This is a genomic window from Allobosea sp. CS1GBMeth4 (assembly GCF_900185715.1).
Taxonomy (GTDB): Bacteria; Pseudomonadota; Alphaproteobacteria; order Rhizobiales; family Beijerinckiaceae; genus Allobosea.
On sequence record NZ_FYAS01000025.1, the window covers coordinates 123358 to 141306 of the forward strand.

20 protein-coding genes and 1 other RNA gene are annotated in these 17949 nt (G+C 69.3%); 11 read left to right on the top strand and 10 right to left on the bottom strand.

The genetic code is table 11. The features are described from left to right. Positions 1-54 precede the first annotated feature (54 nt). The 5 genes from CS1GBM4_RS14295 to CS1GBM4_RS14315 form a co-directional block, all read right to left on the bottom strand. On the bottom strand, positions 55-1839 hold the full coding sequence (locus CS1GBM4_RS14295; protein WP_186419400.1) for a penicillin-binding protein 2: 1785 nt from the start codon (positions 1837-1839) through the stop codon (positions 55-57). Beyond that, the gene (locus tag CS1GBM4_RS14300) at positions 1836-2225 is read right to left on the bottom strand and encodes a hypothetical protein (RefSeq protein ID WP_186419401.1); all 390 of its coding nucleotides are present in this window, start codon (positions 2223-2225) and stop codon (positions 1836-1838) included. The genes CS1GBM4_RS14295 and CS1GBM4_RS14300 overlap by 4 nt, the downstream gene beginning before the upstream one ends. Before the next feature lie 2 nt (positions 2226-2227). Further along, positions 2228-3232 carry a 16S rRNA (cytosine(1402)-N(4))-methyltransferase RsmH gene (gene rsmH, locus CS1GBM4_RS14305; RefSeq protein WP_186419402.1) on the bottom strand — a complete coding sequence of 335 codons (1005 nt, stop codon included), beginning with the start codon at positions 3230-3232 and terminating at the stop codon, positions 2228-2230. After that, positions 3229-3687: a division/cell wall cluster transcriptional repressor MraZ gene (locus CS1GBM4_RS14310; protein WP_186419403.1), complete on the bottom strand. Its 459-nt coding sequence runs from the start codon at positions 3685-3687 to the stop codon at positions 3229-3231. Before CS1GBM4_RS14310 ends, rsmH begins: the two co-directional genes overlap by 4 nt. Before the next feature lie 386 nt (positions 3688-4073). Beyond that, the gene (locus CS1GBM4_RS14315) at positions 4074-4538 is read right to left on the bottom strand and encodes a MarR family transcriptional regulator (protein WP_186419404.1); all 465 of its coding nucleotides are present in this window, start codon (positions 4536-4538) and stop codon (positions 4074-4076) included. Between the two features lie 230 nt (positions 4539-4768). Between CS1GBM4_RS14315 and CS1GBM4_RS14320 the strand changes: the two genes are divergently transcribed. Next, positions 4769-5191: an organic hydroperoxide resistance protein gene (locus CS1GBM4_RS14320; protein ID WP_186419405.1), complete on the top strand. Its 423-nt coding sequence runs from the start codon at positions 4769-4771 to the stop codon at positions 5189-5191. 170 nt (positions 5192-5361) lie between these two features. Here the strand turns inward: CS1GBM4_RS14320 and rnpB are convergent. After that, positions 5362-5768, bottom strand: an RNA gene (gene rnpB / locus CS1GBM4_RS14325) — RNase P RNA component class A. A 98-nt stretch (positions 5769-5866) separates the two neighbouring features. After that, a complete protein-coding gene (locus CS1GBM4_RS14330; protein ID WP_186419406.1) occupies positions 5867-6532 on the bottom strand; it encodes a lytic transglycosylase domain-containing protein in 666 nt (221 codons plus the stop codon). Between the two features lie 312 nt (positions 6533-6844). On the opposite strand from CS1GBM4_RS14330, the gene CS1GBM4_RS14335 reads away from it, so the two are divergent. The 3 genes from CS1GBM4_RS14335 to CS1GBM4_RS14345 are packed head-to-tail and all read left to right on the top strand — an operon-like array spanning position 6845 to position 8728. Next, positions 6845-7141: a glycine zipper domain-containing protein gene (locus CS1GBM4_RS14335; protein WP_186419407.1), complete on the top strand. Its 297-nt coding sequence runs from the start codon at positions 6845-6847 to the stop codon at positions 7139-7141. Between the two features lie 55 nt (positions 7142-7196). Further along, positions 7197-7943 carry a TerB family tellurite resistance protein gene (locus CS1GBM4_RS14340; protein WP_186419408.1) on the top strand — a complete coding sequence of 249 codons (747 nt, stop codon included), beginning with the start codon at positions 7197-7199 and terminating at the stop codon, positions 7941-7943. After that, a complete protein-coding gene (locus CS1GBM4_RS14345; protein ID WP_186419409.1) occupies positions 7940-8728 on the top strand; it encodes an N-acetylmuramoyl-L-alanine amidase in 789 nt (262 codons plus the stop codon). Before CS1GBM4_RS14340 ends, CS1GBM4_RS14345 begins: the two co-directional genes overlap by 4 nt. Positions 8729-8754: 26 nt before the next feature. Here CS1GBM4_RS14345 and CS1GBM4_RS14350 read toward each other — a convergent pair whose 3' ends face one another. Next, positions 8755-9897: a prolyl oligopeptidase family serine peptidase gene (locus tag CS1GBM4_RS14350; protein ID WP_244607257.1), complete on the bottom strand. Its 1143-nt coding sequence runs from the start codon at positions 9895-9897 to the stop codon at positions 8755-8757. A 283-nt stretch (positions 9898-10180) separates the two neighbouring features. Between CS1GBM4_RS14350 and CS1GBM4_RS14355 the strand changes: the two genes are divergently transcribed. From CS1GBM4_RS14355 to CS1GBM4_RS14375, 5 genes are all read left to right on the top strand, one after another. Beyond that, a complete protein-coding gene (locus CS1GBM4_RS14355) occupies positions 10181-11848 on the top strand; it encodes an efflux RND transporter periplasmic adaptor subunit (protein ID WP_186419411.1) in 1668 nt (555 codons plus the stop codon). 151 nt (positions 11849-11999) lie between these two features. Beyond that, a complete protein-coding gene (locus CS1GBM4_RS24610; protein ID WP_186419412.1) occupies positions 12000-12749 on the top strand; it encodes an ABC transporter ATP-binding protein in 750 nt (249 codons plus the stop codon). Next, entirely contained in the window at positions 12746-13978 is a 1233-nt protein-coding gene (locus CS1GBM4_RS24615) for an ABC transporter permease (protein WP_186419413.1), read from the top strand. The genes CS1GBM4_RS24610 and CS1GBM4_RS24615 overlap by 4 nt, the downstream gene beginning before the upstream one ends. A gap of 82 nt (positions 13979-14060) precedes the next feature. Next, positions 14061-15017 (top strand): sensor domain-containing diguanylate cyclase, encoded by a 957-nt coding sequence (locus CS1GBM4_RS14370; protein ID WP_186419414.1) that lies wholly within the window; start codon positions 14061-14063, stop codon positions 15015-15017. Between the two features lie 176 nt (positions 15018-15193). Next, positions 15194-15664: a VOC family protein gene (locus CS1GBM4_RS14375; RefSeq protein ID WP_186419415.1), complete on the top strand. Its 471-nt coding sequence runs from the start codon at positions 15194-15196 to the stop codon at positions 15662-15664. A 57-nt stretch (positions 15665-15721) separates the two neighbouring features. On the opposite strand, the gene CS1GBM4_RS14380 is transcribed toward CS1GBM4_RS14375, so the two are convergent. Next, positions 15722-16087 (bottom strand): helix-turn-helix domain-containing protein, encoded by a 366-nt coding sequence (locus CS1GBM4_RS14380; protein WP_186419416.1) that lies wholly within the window; start codon positions 16085-16087, stop codon positions 15722-15724. 121 nt (positions 16088-16208) lie between these two features. Between CS1GBM4_RS14380 and gstA the strand changes: the two genes are divergently transcribed. Continuing rightward, positions 16209-16820 (top strand): glutathione transferase GstA, encoded by a 612-nt coding sequence (gene gstA, locus CS1GBM4_RS14385; protein ID WP_186419417.1) that lies wholly within the window; start codon positions 16209-16211, stop codon positions 16818-16820. Further along, complete coding sequence (locus CS1GBM4_RS14390; RefSeq protein ID WP_186419418.1) at positions 16817-17206, top strand: nuclear transport factor 2 family protein; 390 nt, start codon at positions 16817-16819, stop codon at positions 17204-17206. The genes gstA and CS1GBM4_RS14390 overlap by 4 nt, the downstream gene beginning before the upstream one ends. Positions 17207-17225: 19 nt before the next feature. Here the strand turns inward: CS1GBM4_RS14390 and CS1GBM4_RS14395 are convergent, their stop codons facing one another. Then, the gene (locus CS1GBM4_RS14395) at positions 17226-17795 is read right to left on the bottom strand and encodes a flavodoxin family protein (RefSeq protein WP_186419419.1); all 570 of its coding nucleotides are present in this window, start codon (positions 17793-17795) and stop codon (positions 17226-17228) included. Positions 17796-17949: the final 154 nt, after the last annotated feature.

A 17949-nucleotide genomic window follows, 5' to 3' on the forward strand; every position in this document is an offset into this window, starting at 1 on the left:
CTTCGGTGCTGCCCCGGAATGACGGCGCAAGCTGGATAAAGCATCCACCCTGCCCTATCGAGACCCCCAGGCGCCGAGCTTGGCCATCAGCGGGAACGGCGCCTGCGGCGGTTCGAAGCGCGGCGCCAGGCCGAGGATCGGCGCCGCCCGCTCGATCACCTTGCCGGTGGTCACACCGGCATTCCAGGCCGCGGTCGAGTAGCCGCCGCTCTCGGCATAGCCCTTCGGCTCGTCATAGATGGCGAGGAAGACATAGCGCGGCTTGTCCGACGGCGCGATCGCCGTGAAGGTGGTGAAGTTCTTGTTCTTGGCGTAGCGGCCGTTGATGACCTTCTCGGCCGTGCCAGTCTTGCCGCCGACGAAATAGCCGGGGATGTCGGCCTTGCGGGCCGAGCCCTTCTCGCCGTTGAGGCGCATGATGAAGCGCATCGCCTCGGAGGTCTCCGGCTTGATGACGCGCGGCGCGCCCTTCTTCGCCTCCTCCTCCGAGCGTTTCAGGAAGGTCGGCTTGATCAGGTAGCCGCCGTTGACCAGCGCGCCGACGGCGGCCAGCGCCTGGATCGGCGCGACGGCGAGGCCGTGGCCGAAGGCGATCGTCGCGGTGTTGATCTCGCCCCAGCGCTGCGGGACGATCGGCGCCGCGCTCTCCGGCAGCTCGGTCGTCATCCGGTCGAGCTGCATCATCTTCTTCAGGAAGGCCTTGTGGCCCTCGACGCCCACCGAGAGCGCCATCTTGATCGAGCCCATGTTCGACGAGTGCAGGAACACCTCGGGCACGGTCAGCGTGCGGCCGGTGCCGTGGTATTCCTTGATGACCTGCCGACCGAACCGCATCATGCCGCCGGCGGTCGAGTAGCTCGAATTGATGTTGGCCTTGCCGGAATCCAGCGCCATCGCGACGGTCAGCGCCTTGAAGGTCGAGCCCATCTCGTAGACGCCGACATTCATCCGGTTGATCCGGTCCTTCTCCAGCGCGTCGACCGGGTTGCCGGGGTCGAAATCGGGCAGCGAGACCAGGGCGATCATCTCGCCGGTGTTGACGTCCATGATGGCGCCGGCCGCCGCGATCGCCCGGTATTTCGCCATGCCCTTCACCAGCTCGTCGCGCAGCAGGTGCTGGACGCGCATGTCGATCGAGAGCTGGACCGGCTTCAGGTCGGAGGCCTGCACCGCGAAGCCCGCGCCGTTCAGGTCCTGGAGCCCCTGCGAGTCGATGTACTTCTCGATCCCGGCGATGCCGACATTGTCGACATTGGCGAAGCCGAGCACATGGGCGGCGACATTGCCGTTCGGGTAGACGCGCTTGTTCTCCGGCACGAAGCCGACCCCGGGGATGCCGAGGCGGTGGACCTCGGCCTGCTGGCGCGGCGTGATCTCGCGCTTGACCCAGACGAAGCCCTTCTTGGTGCCGAGCTTGTCGCGCAGCTCCTTGGCGTCGAGATCGGGCAGGACGGCGGTCAGGAGCTCGGTCGCCTCGTCCTTGTCGAGGATGTTGCGCGGCTCGGCGAAGACCGAGACGGTGCGGATGTCGGTGGCGAGCTGGATGCCGTTGCGGTCGAGGATGTCGGGACGCGCCGCCGAGATCGCGTTCGACGTCGCCCGCCGCAGGCCGACCTGGTCGCTCGGAAAGGCCCCGAGCATGACCAGCCGGCCGACGATCGCGAGGAACAGCCCGCTGAAGCCGAGGATCACCAGCCCGACGCGCGGCTCGCTCTTCTCTCCGCTCATCCGGAAGATGTCGCGCAGCCATTCGGTGCGCAGGCGCCATCTCGGCTTTACGGCGGCAGCGGGGGCGGCGATCTCGGGAGCCGTGACCGGCGGATTGGCCTCCTGGCTCATGGGCGGCCTCCCGGCGTGGTCGCGGTGTTGCTCTTGCGGTCCCTCGGCGTCTCGGTCGGCAGGCCGAGACCGAGATCCTCGAGCTTGCGGCCGATCGAGTCGACCTTCGGCCCGCGATTGGGGATGTCCGACAGGCGCACGATCTGGGTCGTCGCCAGCGGTTGCAGGTCGAGATGCTTGTCGGCGAGCGCCTGCAGCCGGTCGGGCCGGTTGAGGAACTGCCATTCGGCCTTCAGCACGGCGATGGCGTCGCGCTCGCGCTGGGCCTTGGCCTTGAGCTTCTGCAGTTGCTCGGCCTGCAGCGTCGACTCGTATTTGATCGAATAGGCGTAGAGCGCCGAGGAGACCAGCGCGCCGATGGCGATGATGTGCAAGAGCTTGATCACGCTCAGCTCCTCCGGCGGGTTTGCGGCGCGGGCACGACGGCGAGCCCGACGAGATCGGGATCGGGGGCCCGGGCCGGCGCTTCGGTGCGCTCGGCGGCCCGCAGCTTGGCCGAGCGGGCGCGCGGATTGGCCCGGATCTCCGCCTCCGACGGCGAGACCGGCCCCTTGGTGACGAGCCTGAACGTCGCCTGCGGCGCCGCCATCGCCGGCGCGTGGCGCGAGCCTGACGGGACCTTCCCCGACCGCTCGGCGAAGAAATGCTTGACGATGCGGTCCTCGAGCGAATGGAAGGTGACGACGGCGAGCCGCCCGCCCGGCTTCAGCACGGATTCGGCGCCGTGCAGGGCCCGGACCAGCTCGCAGAGCTCGTCGTTCACCGCGATCCGCAGCGCCTGGAAGGTCCGAGTCGCCGGATGGGCGCCGCCGGGCTCGGCCCGGACGATGCCGGCGACCAGGTCGGCCAGCTGCTTGGTCGTCGTGATCGGCGCCTTGCGCCGCACCTCGACGATGGCGCGCGCCACGGCGCGCGAGCGCCGCTCCTCGCCGTAATGATAGATGATGTTGGCGAGCACGCCCTCATCGGCCTCGTTGACGAGTTCGGCCGCGCTCTGCCCGCCCGCTTCCATGCGCATGTCGAGCGGCCCGTCCTGGCGGAACGAGAAGCCGCGCCCGGCCTGGTCGAGCTGCATCGACGAGACGCCGATATCGAGCACCACGCCGTCGAGCGGAGCCATCCTGAAGCGTTCGGCCTCCTCGGCCAGAGCGCCGAAACGGGCCTGCGCCAGCGTCAGCCGCCCGCCCATCGCCGCGACGAGGCCGGCGCCGCCGGTGATGGCCGTCGGATCGCGATCGAGCGCCAGCAGCTGCGCGGTCGGCTCGCGCTCCAGCAGGGCGCGCGAATAGCCCCCCGCTCCGAAGGTGCCGTCGAGATAGCGGCCGCCGGGCTCGAGGGCGAGCGCATCGAGCGCCTCGTTCATCAGCACCGGGATATGCGGTTCGCCCGTCATGCCGCCGGTCTCCCGCCGAGCGCGCGGCGAACGTCGCGCAGCTTCGCCCGCGCCGCCTCGAGATGCGCCTTGAAGCGCTCCGGCTCCCAGATCTGGAACTTGTGGCCCTGCCCGACGAAGGCGACGGTGTCGCCGATCCCGGCATGGGCCTTCAGCGCATCGCTCAGCATGATCCGCCCTTCCGGGTCGACCTTCAACACCTCGGAGGTGCCGTTCAGTGCCGTCGAGAGCGACTCCCACTCCTCCGAGAATGGCGAGAAGCGCGACAGGATCTCGTCGATGGTCGCTCGCAGCGCGTGGCCGCCGCAGTCGAGGCTGGCCTGGTCGAGCGCCGGATAGACGTAGAGCCCCTCGTAGCCGTCCTTCGCCAGGACGGCCCGGAACGGGGCCGGGATCGAGACCCGCCCCTTGGCATCCAGCCTGTTGGTGAAATGGGAGACGAAGCGGTCCGTCAACGCCGCCTCCGGGTCGGGCTTCCAGTCGGATGATGACGGCGCGAAGCGCGCCGGCCGGCACCGGCCATCGATACTCCCGTCGATCCCGACATGGCGGCGCCGTCAGCCAAAACCCGCGCGGCACACGGGCTCTGACTTGCTGCTCGCCTGTCGGTCTCGACGGGATGATTTGGGATACCATGGGATAATATGGGCGTCAACGGATCCAACGCTGCAGACGCGGTGCTGCCCGAGCCTGCGAGCATCACAGCCCGTTAAGGTTAACCATCCGTAAAGACGAGGATTTTGGCTGAAGCCATGTGGCGGGACGGCAGCTCTGACGGCTGGCCGCCCCGGCCGAGCCAGGAAGAAAAATTCGCGGCGTCGCCCGCCCTGCCCGGCCAGGTTCACTCCCCTGCCGACGCCTTGCGCAACAGGGCCTCGCGCAGGAGCCGGACATCGTCCAGCAGGCGCCCCGGCGGGACCCCGCTATCGCCCACCGCGCAAGGCACCGGATTGGGCGTCCGGCCCGCCTTGTCGCGCAGGTTCCGGCCCGCCGCCGTCAGTTCGACCAGCACCTGCCGCTCATCCTCGCGGCCGCGCTTGCGCAGGATGAGCCCGCTCGCCTCGAGGCGCTTGAGCAGCGGCGTCAAGGTGCCGGAATCGAGCATCAGCCGCTCGCCGATCGCCTTCACGCTCTGCCCGTCCAGCTCCCACAGCACCAGCATGACGAGATATTGCGGATAGGTCAGCCCGAGCTCGGCCAGGAACGGCCGATAGGCCCGGTTGAAGGCATGGGCGGCCGAATAGACCGCGAAGCAGATCTGCTCGTCGAGTCCGCGCACCGTTGTCGCCTTTGCTTTCTCTGTCATGGTCTTGCCGTCAGTTGCCCGCATCATCGCTCCTTGGGCAGCAGGAGCGATCCGGTCGGGCTGGAACAACCCGCCCCTGAAACAGTCTCCCCCGCGACGAACCAAAGATACTCCTTCATCGCACCCCGCGTCGCCCCGTTCACGAGTTTTTGAATTGCCAGCAATTCAATTGTGCACAATTTACCTCGCATCGACCAAGGCGGATGGACCGCCAGCCAAGGAGAGCAGCGATGAAGATCCTCTACACCGCCCATGGTTCCGCCACCGGCGGCCGCGAAGGCGAGGCCGCCACCGACACCGGCAACGTCAAGCTCGTCCTCAACACGCCGAAGGAGCTCGGCGGCGGCGGCGGTGACGGCACCAACCCCGAGCAGCTTTTCGCCATGGGCTATTCCGCCTGCTTCCTCGGCGCGCTGAAGTTCGCCGCCGGCAAGGAGAAGGTGAAGATCCCCGACGATGCCCGCGTCAGCGCCGATGTCGGCATCGGCCCGCGCGACGACGGCAAGGGCTTCGGCATCGCCGTCACGCTGACGATCTCGGCACCCGGCATCGACAAGGCCCAGCTCGAGGACCTCGTCCAGAAGGCCCACATCGTCTGCCCCTATTCGGACGCCACCCGGGGCAATATCGACGTCGAGCTCAAGGTTGCCTGAGCGGTCCAGCCTATCACCGGCTCCAGAAAACTCCGGTCGCCGGTTCAGGCATGGATCCCGGATCGGCGCCGCTATCGTGGCTTGTCCGGGATGACGGCGTGAAGAATTGAGGGACCGGAATGACGAAAGGCCGGGAGCGATCCCGGCCCTTTTCAATGCAATCAACGAAGGGGGCCAGCCGGCCTGTAAGCCGGGTTCTGGATGGCCGGGAGATCGCTCCCCCGGCGTGACGGCCATTCCTCTGGGACGCGCATCGCTGCGCGCCTCGAGCAACCAACCCGGACGACCGGGCCTGGAAACCGGCCCCTCGCCCTCGCGGGCGAGCATCGTCCCTATTCGGTTTTGCTCCCGGTGGGGCTTGCCATGCCGTCCCCGTTGCCGGGTCCGCGGTGCGCTCTTACCGCACCTTTTCACCCTTACCTCGCCAGGAAAGCCGAAGCTCTCCGGCGCGAGGCGGTTCGATCTCTGTGGCGCTTTCCCTGGGGTCGCCCCCGCCGGACGTTATCCGGCACCGTGTTTCCGTGGAGCCCGGACTTTCCTCCCCTGCCGAAGCAGGAGCGGCCGTCCGGCCGACTGGCCGGCCCGATGTGCGCTCTCGGGCCGCGAGCGTCAAGCGCATAGGCGATCGCGCAGAGCATCGCGTAGCGTCCGGCGGGCGAACCGCCGGATGCCGCGTCAGTTGCTCGCCGTCACCGTGCCGCTGCTGGCAGTGATGCTGCGGACCTTGGCGCAATAGGTGCGGTTGGCGCCGCTCATGCGGCTCGCCAGATGGCCGCTCTGGTATTTCATCACGGTGCGGCAGGTGTCGCCGCCGGCGAGCTTGTAGGCCTGGCCGAGATATTTCATGCCGTAGCGGGCGTTGGTCTCGGCGTCGAGCAGGCCGGCCGCGCCGCCGCCGTAGCCGACGCCGCGCGCCGTCTGGTGGCGGATCTGCATTAGCCCGAAATTGCCGGCATGGGCCGCGCGAGGATTGTAGCGGCTCTCGATGCGGACCACGGCGTCGGCCAGCGCGAAGGGCACACCGTTGGCGGCGGCGTGGCGGGCGACCAGCGCGCGCAGGCCCTCGGATCCGGCCGGCGCCGCGAGCGGCGAGCGCCCGTCCCGTCCCGCCCTGGCGGCCTTGGCGCGGCCCTTGCGCTCGTCCTTCGCCTCGACGGTCTCGGACCCCGCCTTCTGCGGCTCCTGGCCCTGCTCGGCAGCGGCTGCCTGGCGCCGGATTTCGGCTTCCCGCACGATGAAGGCGCGGGCGTCGGTCTCGGCATTCACCTGGGCAGAAGCAGGCTGAAGAAAGGCCAGGCAAATTGCGAAGGCGGCGCAGCCGCTACCGGAGATTTTGTTCATGCAGGAAGAGCCTCATCTATTGCGGCGTCGGGAAACGGCGCGGCGAAATGATAGATGAATGTGACGACAATCTGTCCGATACGAACGAATTCGATTCGAACCTGCTATTAGCATGATTACTTTAGCCTCATTTCGATAGAAGCAATCATCATGTATTGAGCGCCGGAACGATTCATCGTCGCGGGCGTTGACGCAGTCGCGGCGTCGGGCCAAATCATCGCCCCATTGCGACCGCAATTGCCGTTCGCAATGCAAAAAGCCGGTTCCAGCCGGGCTTCCGCTGCGCCGCACGACCCGAGAAGGGGAAACGAGATGAAGAGATTGATCGCAATCGCGGCCGTCGGGCTCGCTCTCAGCGCCTGCACCCCGCATGAGGAGCGCGTCGGCGGCGGCGCCCTGGTCGGTGCGGCGACCGGCGCGGTGATCGGCGGCCTCGCCACGGGGCGGGCCGGCGGCGCGGTCGCCGGCGGCGTCATCGGCGCGGCCGGTGGTGCCCTGATCGGCTCCGCCACCTCGCCCTACCGCCGCGGCTACTATTACGACGGCTATTACGGCGGCTGCCCCTACGGCTACTACCGCGACTATTACGGCCGGCTCTATTGCCGCTGAGCGAGGACCGTTCTAGGCAGAAGCCATGGCCCGCCGGGCCATGGCGGAGCGAGCGATGACGTCGTCTTTCTGGGGGATTTTGGGCGGCGGCGGTCTCGGCTTTGCCCTCGGCGGACCGCTCGGCGCCCTCGTCGGCGCGCTTGCCGGCCATGTCCTGATCGACCGCGAGGGGGCCTTGTTCGGCCCCGCCCCCCGGCAGCTCATCTTCACCACCGGCCTGGTCGCCCTCGCCGCCAAGATGGCGCGCGCCGACGGCGTGGTGACGCGAGACGAGGTCGCCGCCTTCGAGCGCATCGTCACCGTTCCGGCCGAGCAGAAGGCCCAGGTCGAGCGCCTGTTCGACTTGGCCAAGCAGACCAGCGCCGGCTTCGAGGCCTATGCGCAGCAGATCGCCGAGAGCTTCCGCGATGAGCCCGCCCTCCTGGAGGACGTGCTCGACGGCCTCTTCCTGATCGCCGCGGCCGACGGCGCGGTCCACGAGCGCGAACACGCCTATCTGCGCGACGTCGCCGCGATCTTCAGGATCGACGAGGCGGGTTTCGCCCGCATCGAGGCGCGTCATCTGCGTCGCCGCGACGACCCCTATCTCGTGCTCGGCGCCGATCGCGACATGAGCGATGCCGAGCTGAAGCAGCTCCACCGCCGGCTCGTCGTCGAGAACCATCCCGACCGCGAGATCGCGCGCGGCCTGCCCGAGGAGGCGGTCTGCATCGCCACCCGCCGCCTCGCCGCCATCAACGCCGCCTGGGATGCGATCGCGAAGGAGCGTGGCCTCCAGGGCAAGCAGGTGGAGCCGGCGTGAGCCTCGCCCTCACCCCCGACAGCCGCTTCGCCGCCAAGGTCTTCCCGTCGCCCAACCATGGCGAGCGCAAGCATCGCGACGGCTCGGCCGGCCGCCGCCCGGACAGCCTGATCCTGCACTACACCGGCATGCCGGATGCCGGCGAGGCGCTGCAATGGCTGTGCAACCCGGCCTCGCAGGTCTCTTCCCACTATTTCGTCTTCGAGAACGGCCATGTCCTCCAGCTCGTGCCGGAGGCGCGCCGCGCCTGGCATGCCGGCGCCTCGCACTGGGCCGGCGAGACCGATTTGAACTCCGCCTCGATCGGCATAGAGATCGCCAATCCCGGCCATCCCGGCGGCCTGCCGGATTTCCCGGAGACGCAGCTCGCCGCGACGCTGAACCTGTGCCGCGACATCTGCGAGCGCTGGCGGATCCCACCCGAGCGGGTCCTCGCCCATTCCGATATCGCGCCCGGCCGCAAGATCGATCCGGGCGAGACATTTCCCTGGCGCCGCTTCGCCGAGGCGGGCGTCGGGCTCTGGACCGAGCCGGCGCCGATCCGGGGCGGCCGCTTCTTCGCCCGCGGCGACGCCGGCCCGCCGGTCGAGGCGCTGCAGGCCATGTTCGCCATGTTCGGCTACGGCGTCTCGGTCGACGGCGTCTTCGACGACCGCTTCGAAGCGGTCGTCGCCGCCTTCCAGCGCCATTGGCGGCCGGCGAAGATCGACGGCGTCGCCGACGGCTCGACCATCACCACCCTGCGCGATCTATTGGCGCTGACGCAGCAGGCGCGCACCGGCTGATGACGCGCCGCCGGGCGCGGCCGCGATCACTGCCCGTCGAACCAGGCCTTCCATTGCGGCACGGCCTTGGCGAAGGTGCCGCGATGGCTCGTGTCGCCCGTCGAGACCGCTTCGACGCGATCGTTCCCGATGGTCTTCTGATAGGCCATCGGCAACTGACCGAGTTCGGTCCGGATCGCCTCATCGGTCTCGCCATAGAAGGTCCTGACCGGCGTCTTTACCACCCAGCGATAGGCCTGCGCGGCCGCCACGAGCCGGCCATAGGCCGAGTTCGCGAAGAACTGCGGGTCGAAATACTCGGGGCGGATGATCTTGCGGAGCTCGGTCGGCACGGCGCCGGCGTCGAAGGGCAGCCGCTCATAGGCCTTGCGCGACAGCTCGAAATAATCGTCCGTCAGCACCGAGCGGGCGAGGCCCGGCACGCCATAGTAGTTCTCGAACGAAAAGCTCGAGAGGATGAACAGGGTCGGCACCCAGCTCGCATCGATCTTCCGAGGGAAGTTGAGGAAGCCGTTCAGGGCGACGAAGACGTCGGCGGGCGCGCTGGCCGTGACGGCCGCCTGCACCGGAACGCCGGCGCTCTCCAGTTTTTCGAGCATGGCGAGCGTCACGAAGCCGCCCTGCGACCAGCCGCTCAGGAAGAGCTTCGGCGTCGTGATCCTGAGATCCGCCAGCACGGCCCGGGCCGCCATCAGCATGTCGTAGGTCGCCTGCTGGTGGCTGCCCTTGACCATGTACCCTTCCGGCTCCGCGGATCCGCCCAGGCCGAAATAGTCGGCGCCGACGACGACGTAGCCCTGGCCGGCGAACTGGGCGAGCATGAGCTGCGTCTCGGGCGACTGCTCGGGGAAGGAAGGGACCTCCTGCTTTCCGTAGACCGTCCCGTGCTGGTAGGACACCATCGGAAAGCTCGCCCCACCGGTATCGGGAACGGCCACCAGCCCCGTCGCGACAGTCGGCCTGTTGCCGCGCTCGGGAATGACCGAGGGGTAGCTCACCCGGTAGAGCCTGACGGCGTTCCGCGCCGGGCTGTAGGTCACCGTGATGCCGGCGAATTTCGGGGTGTCGACCGTCAGGATGCGGTTGAGCTGGTCGACGTCCCAGCGCGCCAGGAATTCGTAGTGCACGCCCGACGCGACACGGATCGGGGCTGCCGGCGCCTGGGCCATGGCGGCCCTCGGCAAGGCTGCGAGGGCGATGGCAACCAGCGCGAGGATGCGGATCAGCACGTCGACGTCTCCCGGGGCGAGCGCCCGGCCGTCGTGACTGGGCATCCACCCCTTCTGCAGCAGCGGCGTAAAGATTGCGTGTTGGCCTGCGGCCCCGGACACCCCGTCCGAACTGCGGTTCACCGCCACATTGCCGTAAGTTAATTCGCTTATCATCCTGAATTCTGGCATGTTTCGCGGCATGGGATCGCGTGTCCGCGGCCGGCCGCGAAGGGAGCAGACCTTGCGAAAATGGCTGATCATCGCCGGGCTCGGGGCCGCGGCCGTCGCAAGCGGCTACTGGGCGCTGCGGCCGACCGGCGGCGCCGCCAGCGACGCGGCCTATCGCACCGCTGCGATCGATCGTGGCCGGATCACCGCCTCGGTGCGCGCCACCGGCACCCTGACGCCGGTCACCACCGTGCTGGTCGGCTCGCAGCTCTCCGGCCAGATCGTCGAGATCCTCGCCGACTACAATTCGCAGGTGAAGGCCGGCCAGATCGTGGCGCGCCTCAACAGCGACCAGATCAGGACCCGGCGCGACGCCGCCGCCGCCGATCTCCAGCAGGCCAGGGCCGACCTCCTCGTCAAGCGCGCCCAGCTCGACCGGGCCGGGGCGGCGCGCAGCAAGGCCAATTCGACGCTCAAGGACCTCGAGGCCCAGCGCGACCGCACGCGCGCCCAGCTCGCCGACGCCCGCCGCACCTTCGAGCGCCAGAACGAACTGTTCTCGCGCGGGGCCGGCGCGCAGCAGGCGCTCGACAGCGCCCGCACCCAGGTCGACATCCAGACGGCGGCGCTCGCCTCGAACGAGGCCCAGATCGCCTCGCTCCAGGCGGAGATGGGCGGGCTCGACGCCGATATCCTCCTCGCCCAGGGCCAGCTCCAGTCCGGCGAGGCCGCGATCGCCCAGCGCGACGCCAGGCTCAAGGACATCCTGATCGATCTCGAGCGCACCGACATCCGCTCCCCGGTCGACGGCGTCGTGGTCCAGCGCCAGGTCGATCTCGGCCAGACGGTCGCCGCCTCGCTGTCGGCCCCGACCCTGTTCCAGATCGCCCAGGACCTGCGCACCATCGACATCTACGCCAATATCGACGAGGCCGATGTCGGCCGCCTCAAGGTCGGCCAGGAGGTCTCGTTCAGCGTCAACGCCTATCCGAACCGCACCTTCCAGGGGAAGGTGCAGATGGTGCGCCTCGGCGCCCAGACCATCCAGAACGTCGTCACCTATACCGGCGTCGTGCGCGTCGAGAACGGTGACCTCGCTCTGCTGCCGGGCATGACCGCCAATCTCCAGATCGTCACCGACGACCGGCGCGACGTGCTGCGCGTGCCCAATGCGGCGCTGCGCTTCCGCCCGCTCGGCGGGCCGGCCGCCCTGCCCGCCCCGGCTCCGGCCGCGGGCGCGGGCGGAGGCATGGCCGGCGGCGGCCGCGCCGCGGGCGCGCTGCGCGAGCGCATCGAGGCGGAGGTCCGGCCGACGCCGGAGCAGAAGCAGGCGATCGCGGCGATCATGGCCGAGCAGCGTGCAGGCAGCCGCCAGGTCGCGGCCGGGCTGTCGGAGGAGGAGCGCCGCGTCGCCCTTCGCGCCGCCCGCGCCGAGTTGCGCGGCAGGATCGCCGCCGTGCTCGACCCCGAGCGCCGCGCCAAATTCGAGGCGCTGATGCAGGAGAGCCGGCCCGCGGTTCAGTCCGAGGCGGTGCCCGGCCGCGTCTATGTCCTCGACGGCGAGGGCCAGCCCCGGTCGGTCGCGGTCAGGCTCGGCCCGAGCGATGGCGCCTTCACCCAGGTTCTGCCGGGAGCCGAGATCGCCGAGGGGACCCAGGTCGTGGTCGGCGGCGGCCCGCGCAGTGCCGAGCCCGCGCCGGCCGGCCGCGGGCCGGCTCCGCGCGGGCCAAGGCTGTTCTGAGGGTGCGGGTGATGAAGCGCTCATCCGCAGACAAGAACAAGCGCGGCATCTCCTCTCCCGGATGGGAGAGGGGTAGGGGTGAGGGCCCGCCGCGGATCATTGTGGCGCAGCGGCAGCCGCAGCACTCCCGCCGTGACAGGGCAGGCGCGCCATGCCCCTGATCGAGGTGCGCGATCTCTCGCGGGTCTATGACCTCGATTCCGGCCGCGTCACCGCGCTCGGCGGGGTTTCGCTCGAGATCGAGGCCGGCGAGCTCGTCGCGGTGATGGGTCCGTCCGGCTCGGGCAAGTCGACCTTCATGAACCTGATCGGCTGCCTCGACCGGCCGACCGGCGGCCACTACCGCCTCGACGGCGTCGCGGTCGAGACGCTCTCCGGCGACGGCCTCGCCGCCTTGCGCAACCGCAAGCTCGGCTTCGTCTTCCAGCAGTTCAACCTGCTGCCGCGCGTCGATGCCTGCGCCAATGTCGAATTGCCCATGGTCTATGCCGGGCTCGACGGCCGGACGCGGCGCGAGCGCGCGCTCGCCGCCCTCGCCCGGGTCGGCCTGGCCGAGCGCGCCCATCACCGGCCGATGCAGCTCTCCGGCGGCCAGCAGCAGCGCGTCGCCATCGCCCGCGCGCTGGTCAACCAGCCGCGCCTGCTCCTCGCCGACGAGCCGACCGGCGCGCTCGACAGCCGCACCGCGCTGGAGATCCTCGCTTTGTTCCAGGACCTCAACCGCGAGGGCGTCACCGTCGTTCTGGTGACGCATGACGCCGAGGTCGCCCGCCATGCCCGCCGCGTCGTGCGCTTCCGCGACGGCCATGTCATCGCCGACGCCCGTCAGGCGCCGGCCGATGCGCGCGCCGCGCTCGCGGCGCACGACGCCGCCGCGCCCCTGACGGAGGCCGCCGAATGAGCCTCCTCGAAGCCATCCGCTCGGCCCTCTCCGCCATCGGCGCCAATGCGTTGCGCTCGGCGCTGACCATGCTCGGCATCATCATCGGCGTCGCCGCCGTCATCGCCATGGTCGCGATCGGCTCCGGCGCCCGCGAGCGCGTCGACAGCCAGATCAAGTCGCTCGGCGCCAATCTCGCCATCATCCAGGCCGGCAACGTCACGCAGGGCGGCGTCCGGCTCGGGGCCGGCGCCTCCTCGACCCTGACCGACGAGGATGCAAGGGCTGTCGCGGCCGAGGTCGAGGACGTCGCCGCCGCCGCCTCGGTGATCACCACCCGGGCCCAGGCAGTCTATGCCGGCACCAACTGGTCGACGACGATCACCGCGACCGATCTCGATTTCTTCACCGCCCGCGAATGGGGGCTGGCCGAGGGCCGCCTGTTCGAACCGGAGGAGCTGCGCCGCGGCGAGATCGTCGCCATCATCGGCCAGACCGTGGCGCGCAACCTCTTCGGCGAGAGCGACCCGCTCGACCAGATGTTCCGCATCCGCAACGTGCCGTTCAAGGTCATCGGCGTCATGGCGGGCAAGGGCCAGTCGGCGCTCGGCCAGGATCAGGACGACGTCATCTTCGTGCCGCTCGACACCGGCCGCCGCCGCATCGTCGGCCGCAACTACGCCCGCGACCGCTCGGTGCAGACCATCATGGTCAAGTTCGCCAGCGAGGCGGCGATCAATCCCGGCATCGAGCAGACCCGCGCCCTGCTGCGCCAGCGCCACCGCCTGCCGGAGGAGCAGGAGGACGACTTCACCATCCGCAACCTGACCGAGATCGCCAACACCGCCACCGCGGCGGCCAGCACCCTCTCCTGGCTGCTGGCCGCCGTCGCCGGCGTCTCGCTCCTGGTCGGCGGCATCGGCATCATGAACATCATGCTGGTCTCGGTGACCGAGCGCACCCGCGAGATCGGCCTGCGCCTCGCGGTCGGCGCCCGCCAGCGCGACGTGCTCTCGCAGTTCCTGATCGAGGCGACGACGCTCGCCACCATCGGCGGCGCCGTCGGCGTCGCCCTCGGCATCGGCGCCGCGACCGCGATCGCGCGCTTCGCCGGCTGGCCCTTCGTGATCGCGCCGCAGACGATCCTGGTCGCCGTCGGCGTCTCCGGCCTGATCGGCGTCTTCTTCGGCTTCTATCCGGCGCGCCAGGCCGCCCGCCTCGATCCGATCGAGGCGCTCAGGCGCGAATGAGTCCGGCCCCGCCAAGCCTTCGTTAACGTCTGCGAAATTACCATGGGGGAGCGCTGCTCCCGCCGCACGAACCTCCTTGCCCATGCCGCTCTCCGACGCCGAAGCCAGACGCCTCTACGACCAGGCCGCGCTGATGGCATGCATCGGCGCCTGGGAATGCCGGCTGGCGGATGCGCGCCTGAGCTGGACCGACGGCATCTACGACCTGTTCGGCCTGCCGCGAGGCGCGGCGATCCACCGGCCCTCGATCGTCGACCTCTACCATGACGAGTCCCGCGCCGAGATGGAGCATCTGCGCAAGCGGCTGATCGCCAGCGGCCAGGGCTTCGTCATGGACGCCCGCATCCGCACCGCCGCCGGCAGTGAGCGCTGGATGCGCCTCTCCGCCGCCGTCACCCACGAGCGCGGCCGGCCGGTCCGCATCCACGGCGCCAAGCAGGACATCACCGGCGAGAAGGACATGTGGATGGGGCTGCGCCGGCTCGCCTACAGCGACCCGCTGACCGGCCTCGCCAACCGCCGCGCCTTCGAGATGCAGCTCTCCGAGCTGCGCCGCCACGCCGGCGACGGCTGCGCGCTCGGCGTCCTCGCCATCGTCGATCTCGACAACCTCAAGCCGATCAACGACCGCCTCGGCCATGCCGCCGGCGACGAATGCCTGCGCCAGATCGCCATGCGGCTGGAAACCGCGCTGAGCGACGCCGCGATCATCGCCCGCATCGGTGGCGACGAGTTCGGCCTCCTGCTCTGCTCCGCCGCTGGCCGGCCCTATCTGCTCCACCGGCTGGGCGAGGCACGCGAGGCGCTGGCGCGCCCGGTGGCCTGGCGCGGGACCTCGATCGAGATCAGCGCCTCGATCGGCGCCACTGTCCTGCGCCCGGGACTGCTGCACGATCCCGAGCGCCGCTTCGCCGAGGCGGATTCGGCGCTCTATGTCGCCAAGGCCGCGGGCCGCAACTGCCTGCGCCTGTTCGGCGATCCGGTGGAGGCCGAGGCGGCGACGGAGGACGCCGGACCCAGGGCGGAGCACGCCCGGTAGGCCGGCTCACACGCCGGCCCGGGCCGAGGCGTTCGTACCTCGCCCATCCGGCCGACGATCGAGCCGGCCCCGACGTGGCGCCAAAAAAACGCCCCGCCCTGTCGGAACGCTCGCCCTTCCATCGTCCTCGGCAGGACGGCCATGATCCGGCCGAGGACGCAACGAGGAGCACGGCGATGAAAGTCACCCAGAATCTCTGGTTCGAGAAGGACATGGAGGCTGCGATCGGCCTCTACACCTCGCTGATCCCGGATTCGGCGCTGGAATGGACCAGCGCCCTGCCGGCGGAATCGCCGAGCGGCCCGGCCGGCAGCGTCAGGATCGCCTCCTTCACCATCGGCGGCCAGCGCTACCAGGCCTTCGAGGCCGCGCGTTCCGACGCCTTCAACCACACCTTCTCGATCGTGGTCGAATGCGAGACGCAGGCCGAGATCGACCGGCTCTGGGACGCGCTTGGCGAGGGAGGGAGGTTCGAGCAGTGCGGCTGGCTCAAGGATCGTTGGGGCCTGTCCTGGCAGATCACCCCCAAGCGCCTCGGCGAATTGATCCGCGATCCCGACCGTACCAAGGCCAGGCGCGTCGCCGAGGCGATGCTGACGATGGTCAAGCTCGACCTCGGCGGGCTGGAAGCCGCGGCGAAGGGCTAAAGCCATTCCAGCGAAAGTGCGAAGCGGTTTCGCGTCCGGAATTGCGTCAAAGAAATCTCAGGCGGCTGCGGCCGCCTGTCCCATGCGCGCCTTCAGGCGCGCGCCGACCGCGACGATCGCCTCGATCGCCGGCATCAGCTCGAGACCGAGCTCGGTCAGCCTGTATTCGGTCGAGGGCGGCGAACTCGGCATGACGCGCCGCTCGACGACCCCCTTGCTCTCCAGATCGCGCAATCGCTCGCTCAGCATCTTCGCCGAGATCAGCGGCATGTCGTGGCGCAGCTCGCCGAAGCGGCGCGGCCCGGCGCTCAGATACCAGATCACGTTCGGCGTCCAGGCCTTGCCGAGCAGCTGCATGCAGGTGCCGACCGCGCAGGTCGGCGGCGGATTCTTCGCCCGATTCTTTCGTATTTTCAGAGCCATGAGGCGAATTGTCCGGTTACCGGATGGATACCGGAAAATTCAACTACCATAAGTTACTCGGTATACAAAAGTTATCTCGTCTCCTAGCTCTGGCGACCCGCCAACCAAGAGACGGATCACCATGAAACTGTTCTACGCCCCGGGCGCATGCTCGCTTTCGCCTCATATCGCCCTGCGCGAGGCCGGCCTGCCCTTCACGCTGGAAAAGGTCGACACCAGGACCAAGACAACGGAAAGCGGCGCCGACTTTTACGCCATCAATCCCCGCGGCTACGTGCCGGCCCTGCAACTCGACGACGGGGCGGTGCTGACCGAAGGAGCGGCGATCGTCCAGTATGTCGCCGACCTCAATCCCGAGGCCGGCCTCGCGCCCGAACCGGCGACGCTCGCTCGCGCCCGCTTGCAGGAAGAGCTCAACTTCGTCTCGTCCGAGTTGCACAAGGGCTTCGCCCCGCTGTTCAACGCCGCCGACAGCGACGGAAACAAGGAGGCGGCCAGGGAGAAGCTGGCGCGCCGCTTCGATGATGTCGAGGCGAAGCTCGCCGACGGCCGCCCCCATCTGCTGGGCGAGCGCTTCAGCGTCGCTGACGGCTATCTCTTCACAGTGGCGAACTGGGGTGGCCATGTCGGCTTCCCGCTCGACCGCTGGCCGAAGGTGCAGGCCTTCATGGAACGGATCGCCACCCGCGCCACGGTCCGGGACGCGATGCGCGCCGAGGGGCTGATCCCGTGAGCGCCGATCCGCGCTTTGCCGAGATCGTCGCGGCGCTCGGCGACTATTTCGACGGGCTTCATCACAGCGACGCCGACAGGCTCGGTGCGCTCTTCCACCCGCAGGCGATCTACGCCTGCGGGACGGAGGGCAGGCTGACCCACCTCACCATGGATCGGTACCTGCCGGTGGTGGCGAAGCGGCCTTCGCCCGCGAGCCGCGGCGAGCCCCGCCGCGACCGCATCCTCTCGATCGAGTTCGCCGGGCCGGTGACCGCCCTCGCCCGCGTCGAATGCGCCATCGGCGAGAAGCGCTTCACCGACCTGCTGAGCTTCATCAGGCTCGACGGGCGCTGGCGCGTGATCGCCAAGGTGTTTCATTTCGAGCTCGGCGAAGCGGCGGCTTAGCGGCAGCGCCCCGCCGGCCTCAGCCCTTCACCGACTTCACCACCTCGGCGACGTTCTTGCCGAAGGCTTCCGCCGTCCTGAGGTCGCCGGGGATCATCTCGTCGACGCTGGCATCGGAGGGCGAGGTCACCAGCAGGCCGCTATAGCCGCCGAGATGGTTGAGGTCGTCGCGGCCATGCGCCTTGGCGTTGGACGGGTGCATGCCGCTGCCGGTCCACAGCATCTTGTGCTGCATCGCCAGGGTGATCAGGTAGGAGATCGTCGAGAACTTGTCGCCGTTCAGCGTCGCCGAATTGGTGAAGCCGGCGGCGACCTTGCCCTTCCAGTCCATCGTGTACCAGGGCTTGCTCGAGGCGTCGGCGAATTTTTTGAACTGCCAGGACGGCCCTCCCATATAGGTCGGCGAGCCGAAGATCACGCCGTCGGCGGCCTTGATCGCCTCCCAGCCGCCCTCCGGCAGGTTGCCTTCGGCATCGATCTCGAGGACGTCGACGCTCGCCCCGGTCGCGGCGGCGCCCTTCCGGACATGCTCGGCGGCGCGCTTGGTGTGGCCGTAGCCGGAATGGAAGACGATCACGATCCTGGTCATGAGGCGCTCTCTGGCTGGATGAAGGAGTCGCAGAGACTTGCTGCGCCGCAGCGGAGCCTGCAAGCCCCCCGTCGATTGCGCTGCCGCAGAGCGGCCCTGGCGCGCCGGCAAGGTTCTGCCGGCACCGGCGCGGAGCGCGCCGGGCGAGAGGTCC

Excerpts from the sequence above, each read along its gene's own strand:
- CS1GBM4_RS14350 (WP_244607257.1), bottom strand. The coding sequence starts at position 9,897 with ATGGCCCAGGCGCCGGCAGCCCCGATCCGTGTCGCGTCGGGCGTGCAC.
- CS1GBM4_RS14375 (WP_186419415.1), top strand. The coding sequence starts at position 15,194 with ATGAAAGTCACCCAGAATCTCTGGTTCGAGAAGGACATGGAGGCTGCG.
- CS1GBM4_RS14370 (WP_186419414.1), top strand. The coding sequence starts at position 14,061 with ATGCCGCTCTCCGACGCCGAAGCCAGACGCCTCTACGACCAGGCCGCG.
- CS1GBM4_RS14315 (WP_186419404.1), bottom strand. The coding sequence starts at position 4,538 with ATGACAGAGAAAGCAAAGGCGACAACGGTGCGCGGACTCGACGAGCAG.
- CS1GBM4_RS14330 (WP_186419406.1), bottom strand. The coding sequence starts at position 6,532 with ATGAACAAAATCTCCGGTAGCGGCTGCGCCGCCTTCGCAATTTGCCTG.
- CS1GBM4_RS14395 (WP_186419419.1), bottom strand. The coding sequence starts at position 17,795 with ATGACCAGGATCGTGATCGTCTTCCATTCCGGCTACGGCCACACCAAG.
- CS1GBM4_RS14335 (WP_186419407.1), top strand. The coding sequence starts at position 6,845 with ATGAAGAGATTGATCGCAATCGCGGCCGTCGGGCTCGCTCTCAGCGCC.
- CS1GBM4_RS14340 (WP_186419408.1), top strand. The coding sequence starts at position 7,197 with ATGACGTCGTCTTTCTGGGGGATTTTGGGCGGCGGCGGTCTCGGCTTT.
- CS1GBM4_RS24615 (WP_186419413.1), top strand. The coding sequence starts at position 12,746 with ATGAGCCTCCTCGAAGCCATCCGCTCGGCCCTCTCCGCCATCGGCGCC.
- CS1GBM4_RS24610 (WP_186419412.1), top strand. The coding sequence starts at position 12,000 with ATGCCCCTGATCGAGGTGCGCGATCTCTCGCGGGTCTATGACCTCGAT.
- gstA (WP_186419417.1), top strand. The coding sequence starts at position 16,209 with ATGAAACTGTTCTACGCCCCGGGCGCATGCTCGCTTTCGCCTCATATC.
- CS1GBM4_RS14380 (WP_186419416.1), bottom strand. The coding sequence starts at position 16,087 with ATGGCTCTGAAAATACGAAAGAATCGGGCGAAGAATCCGCCGCCGACC.
- CS1GBM4_RS14295 (WP_186419400.1), bottom strand. The coding sequence starts at position 1,839 with ATGAGCCAGGAGGCCAATCCGCCGGTCACGGCTCCCGAGATCGCCGCC.
- rsmH (WP_186419402.1), bottom strand. The coding sequence starts at position 3,232 with ATGACGGGCGAACCGCATATCCCGGTGCTGATGAACGAGGCGCTCGAT.
- CS1GBM4_RS14320 (WP_186419405.1), top strand. The coding sequence starts at position 4,769 with ATGAAGATCCTCTACACCGCCCATGGTTCCGCCACCGGCGGCCGCGAA.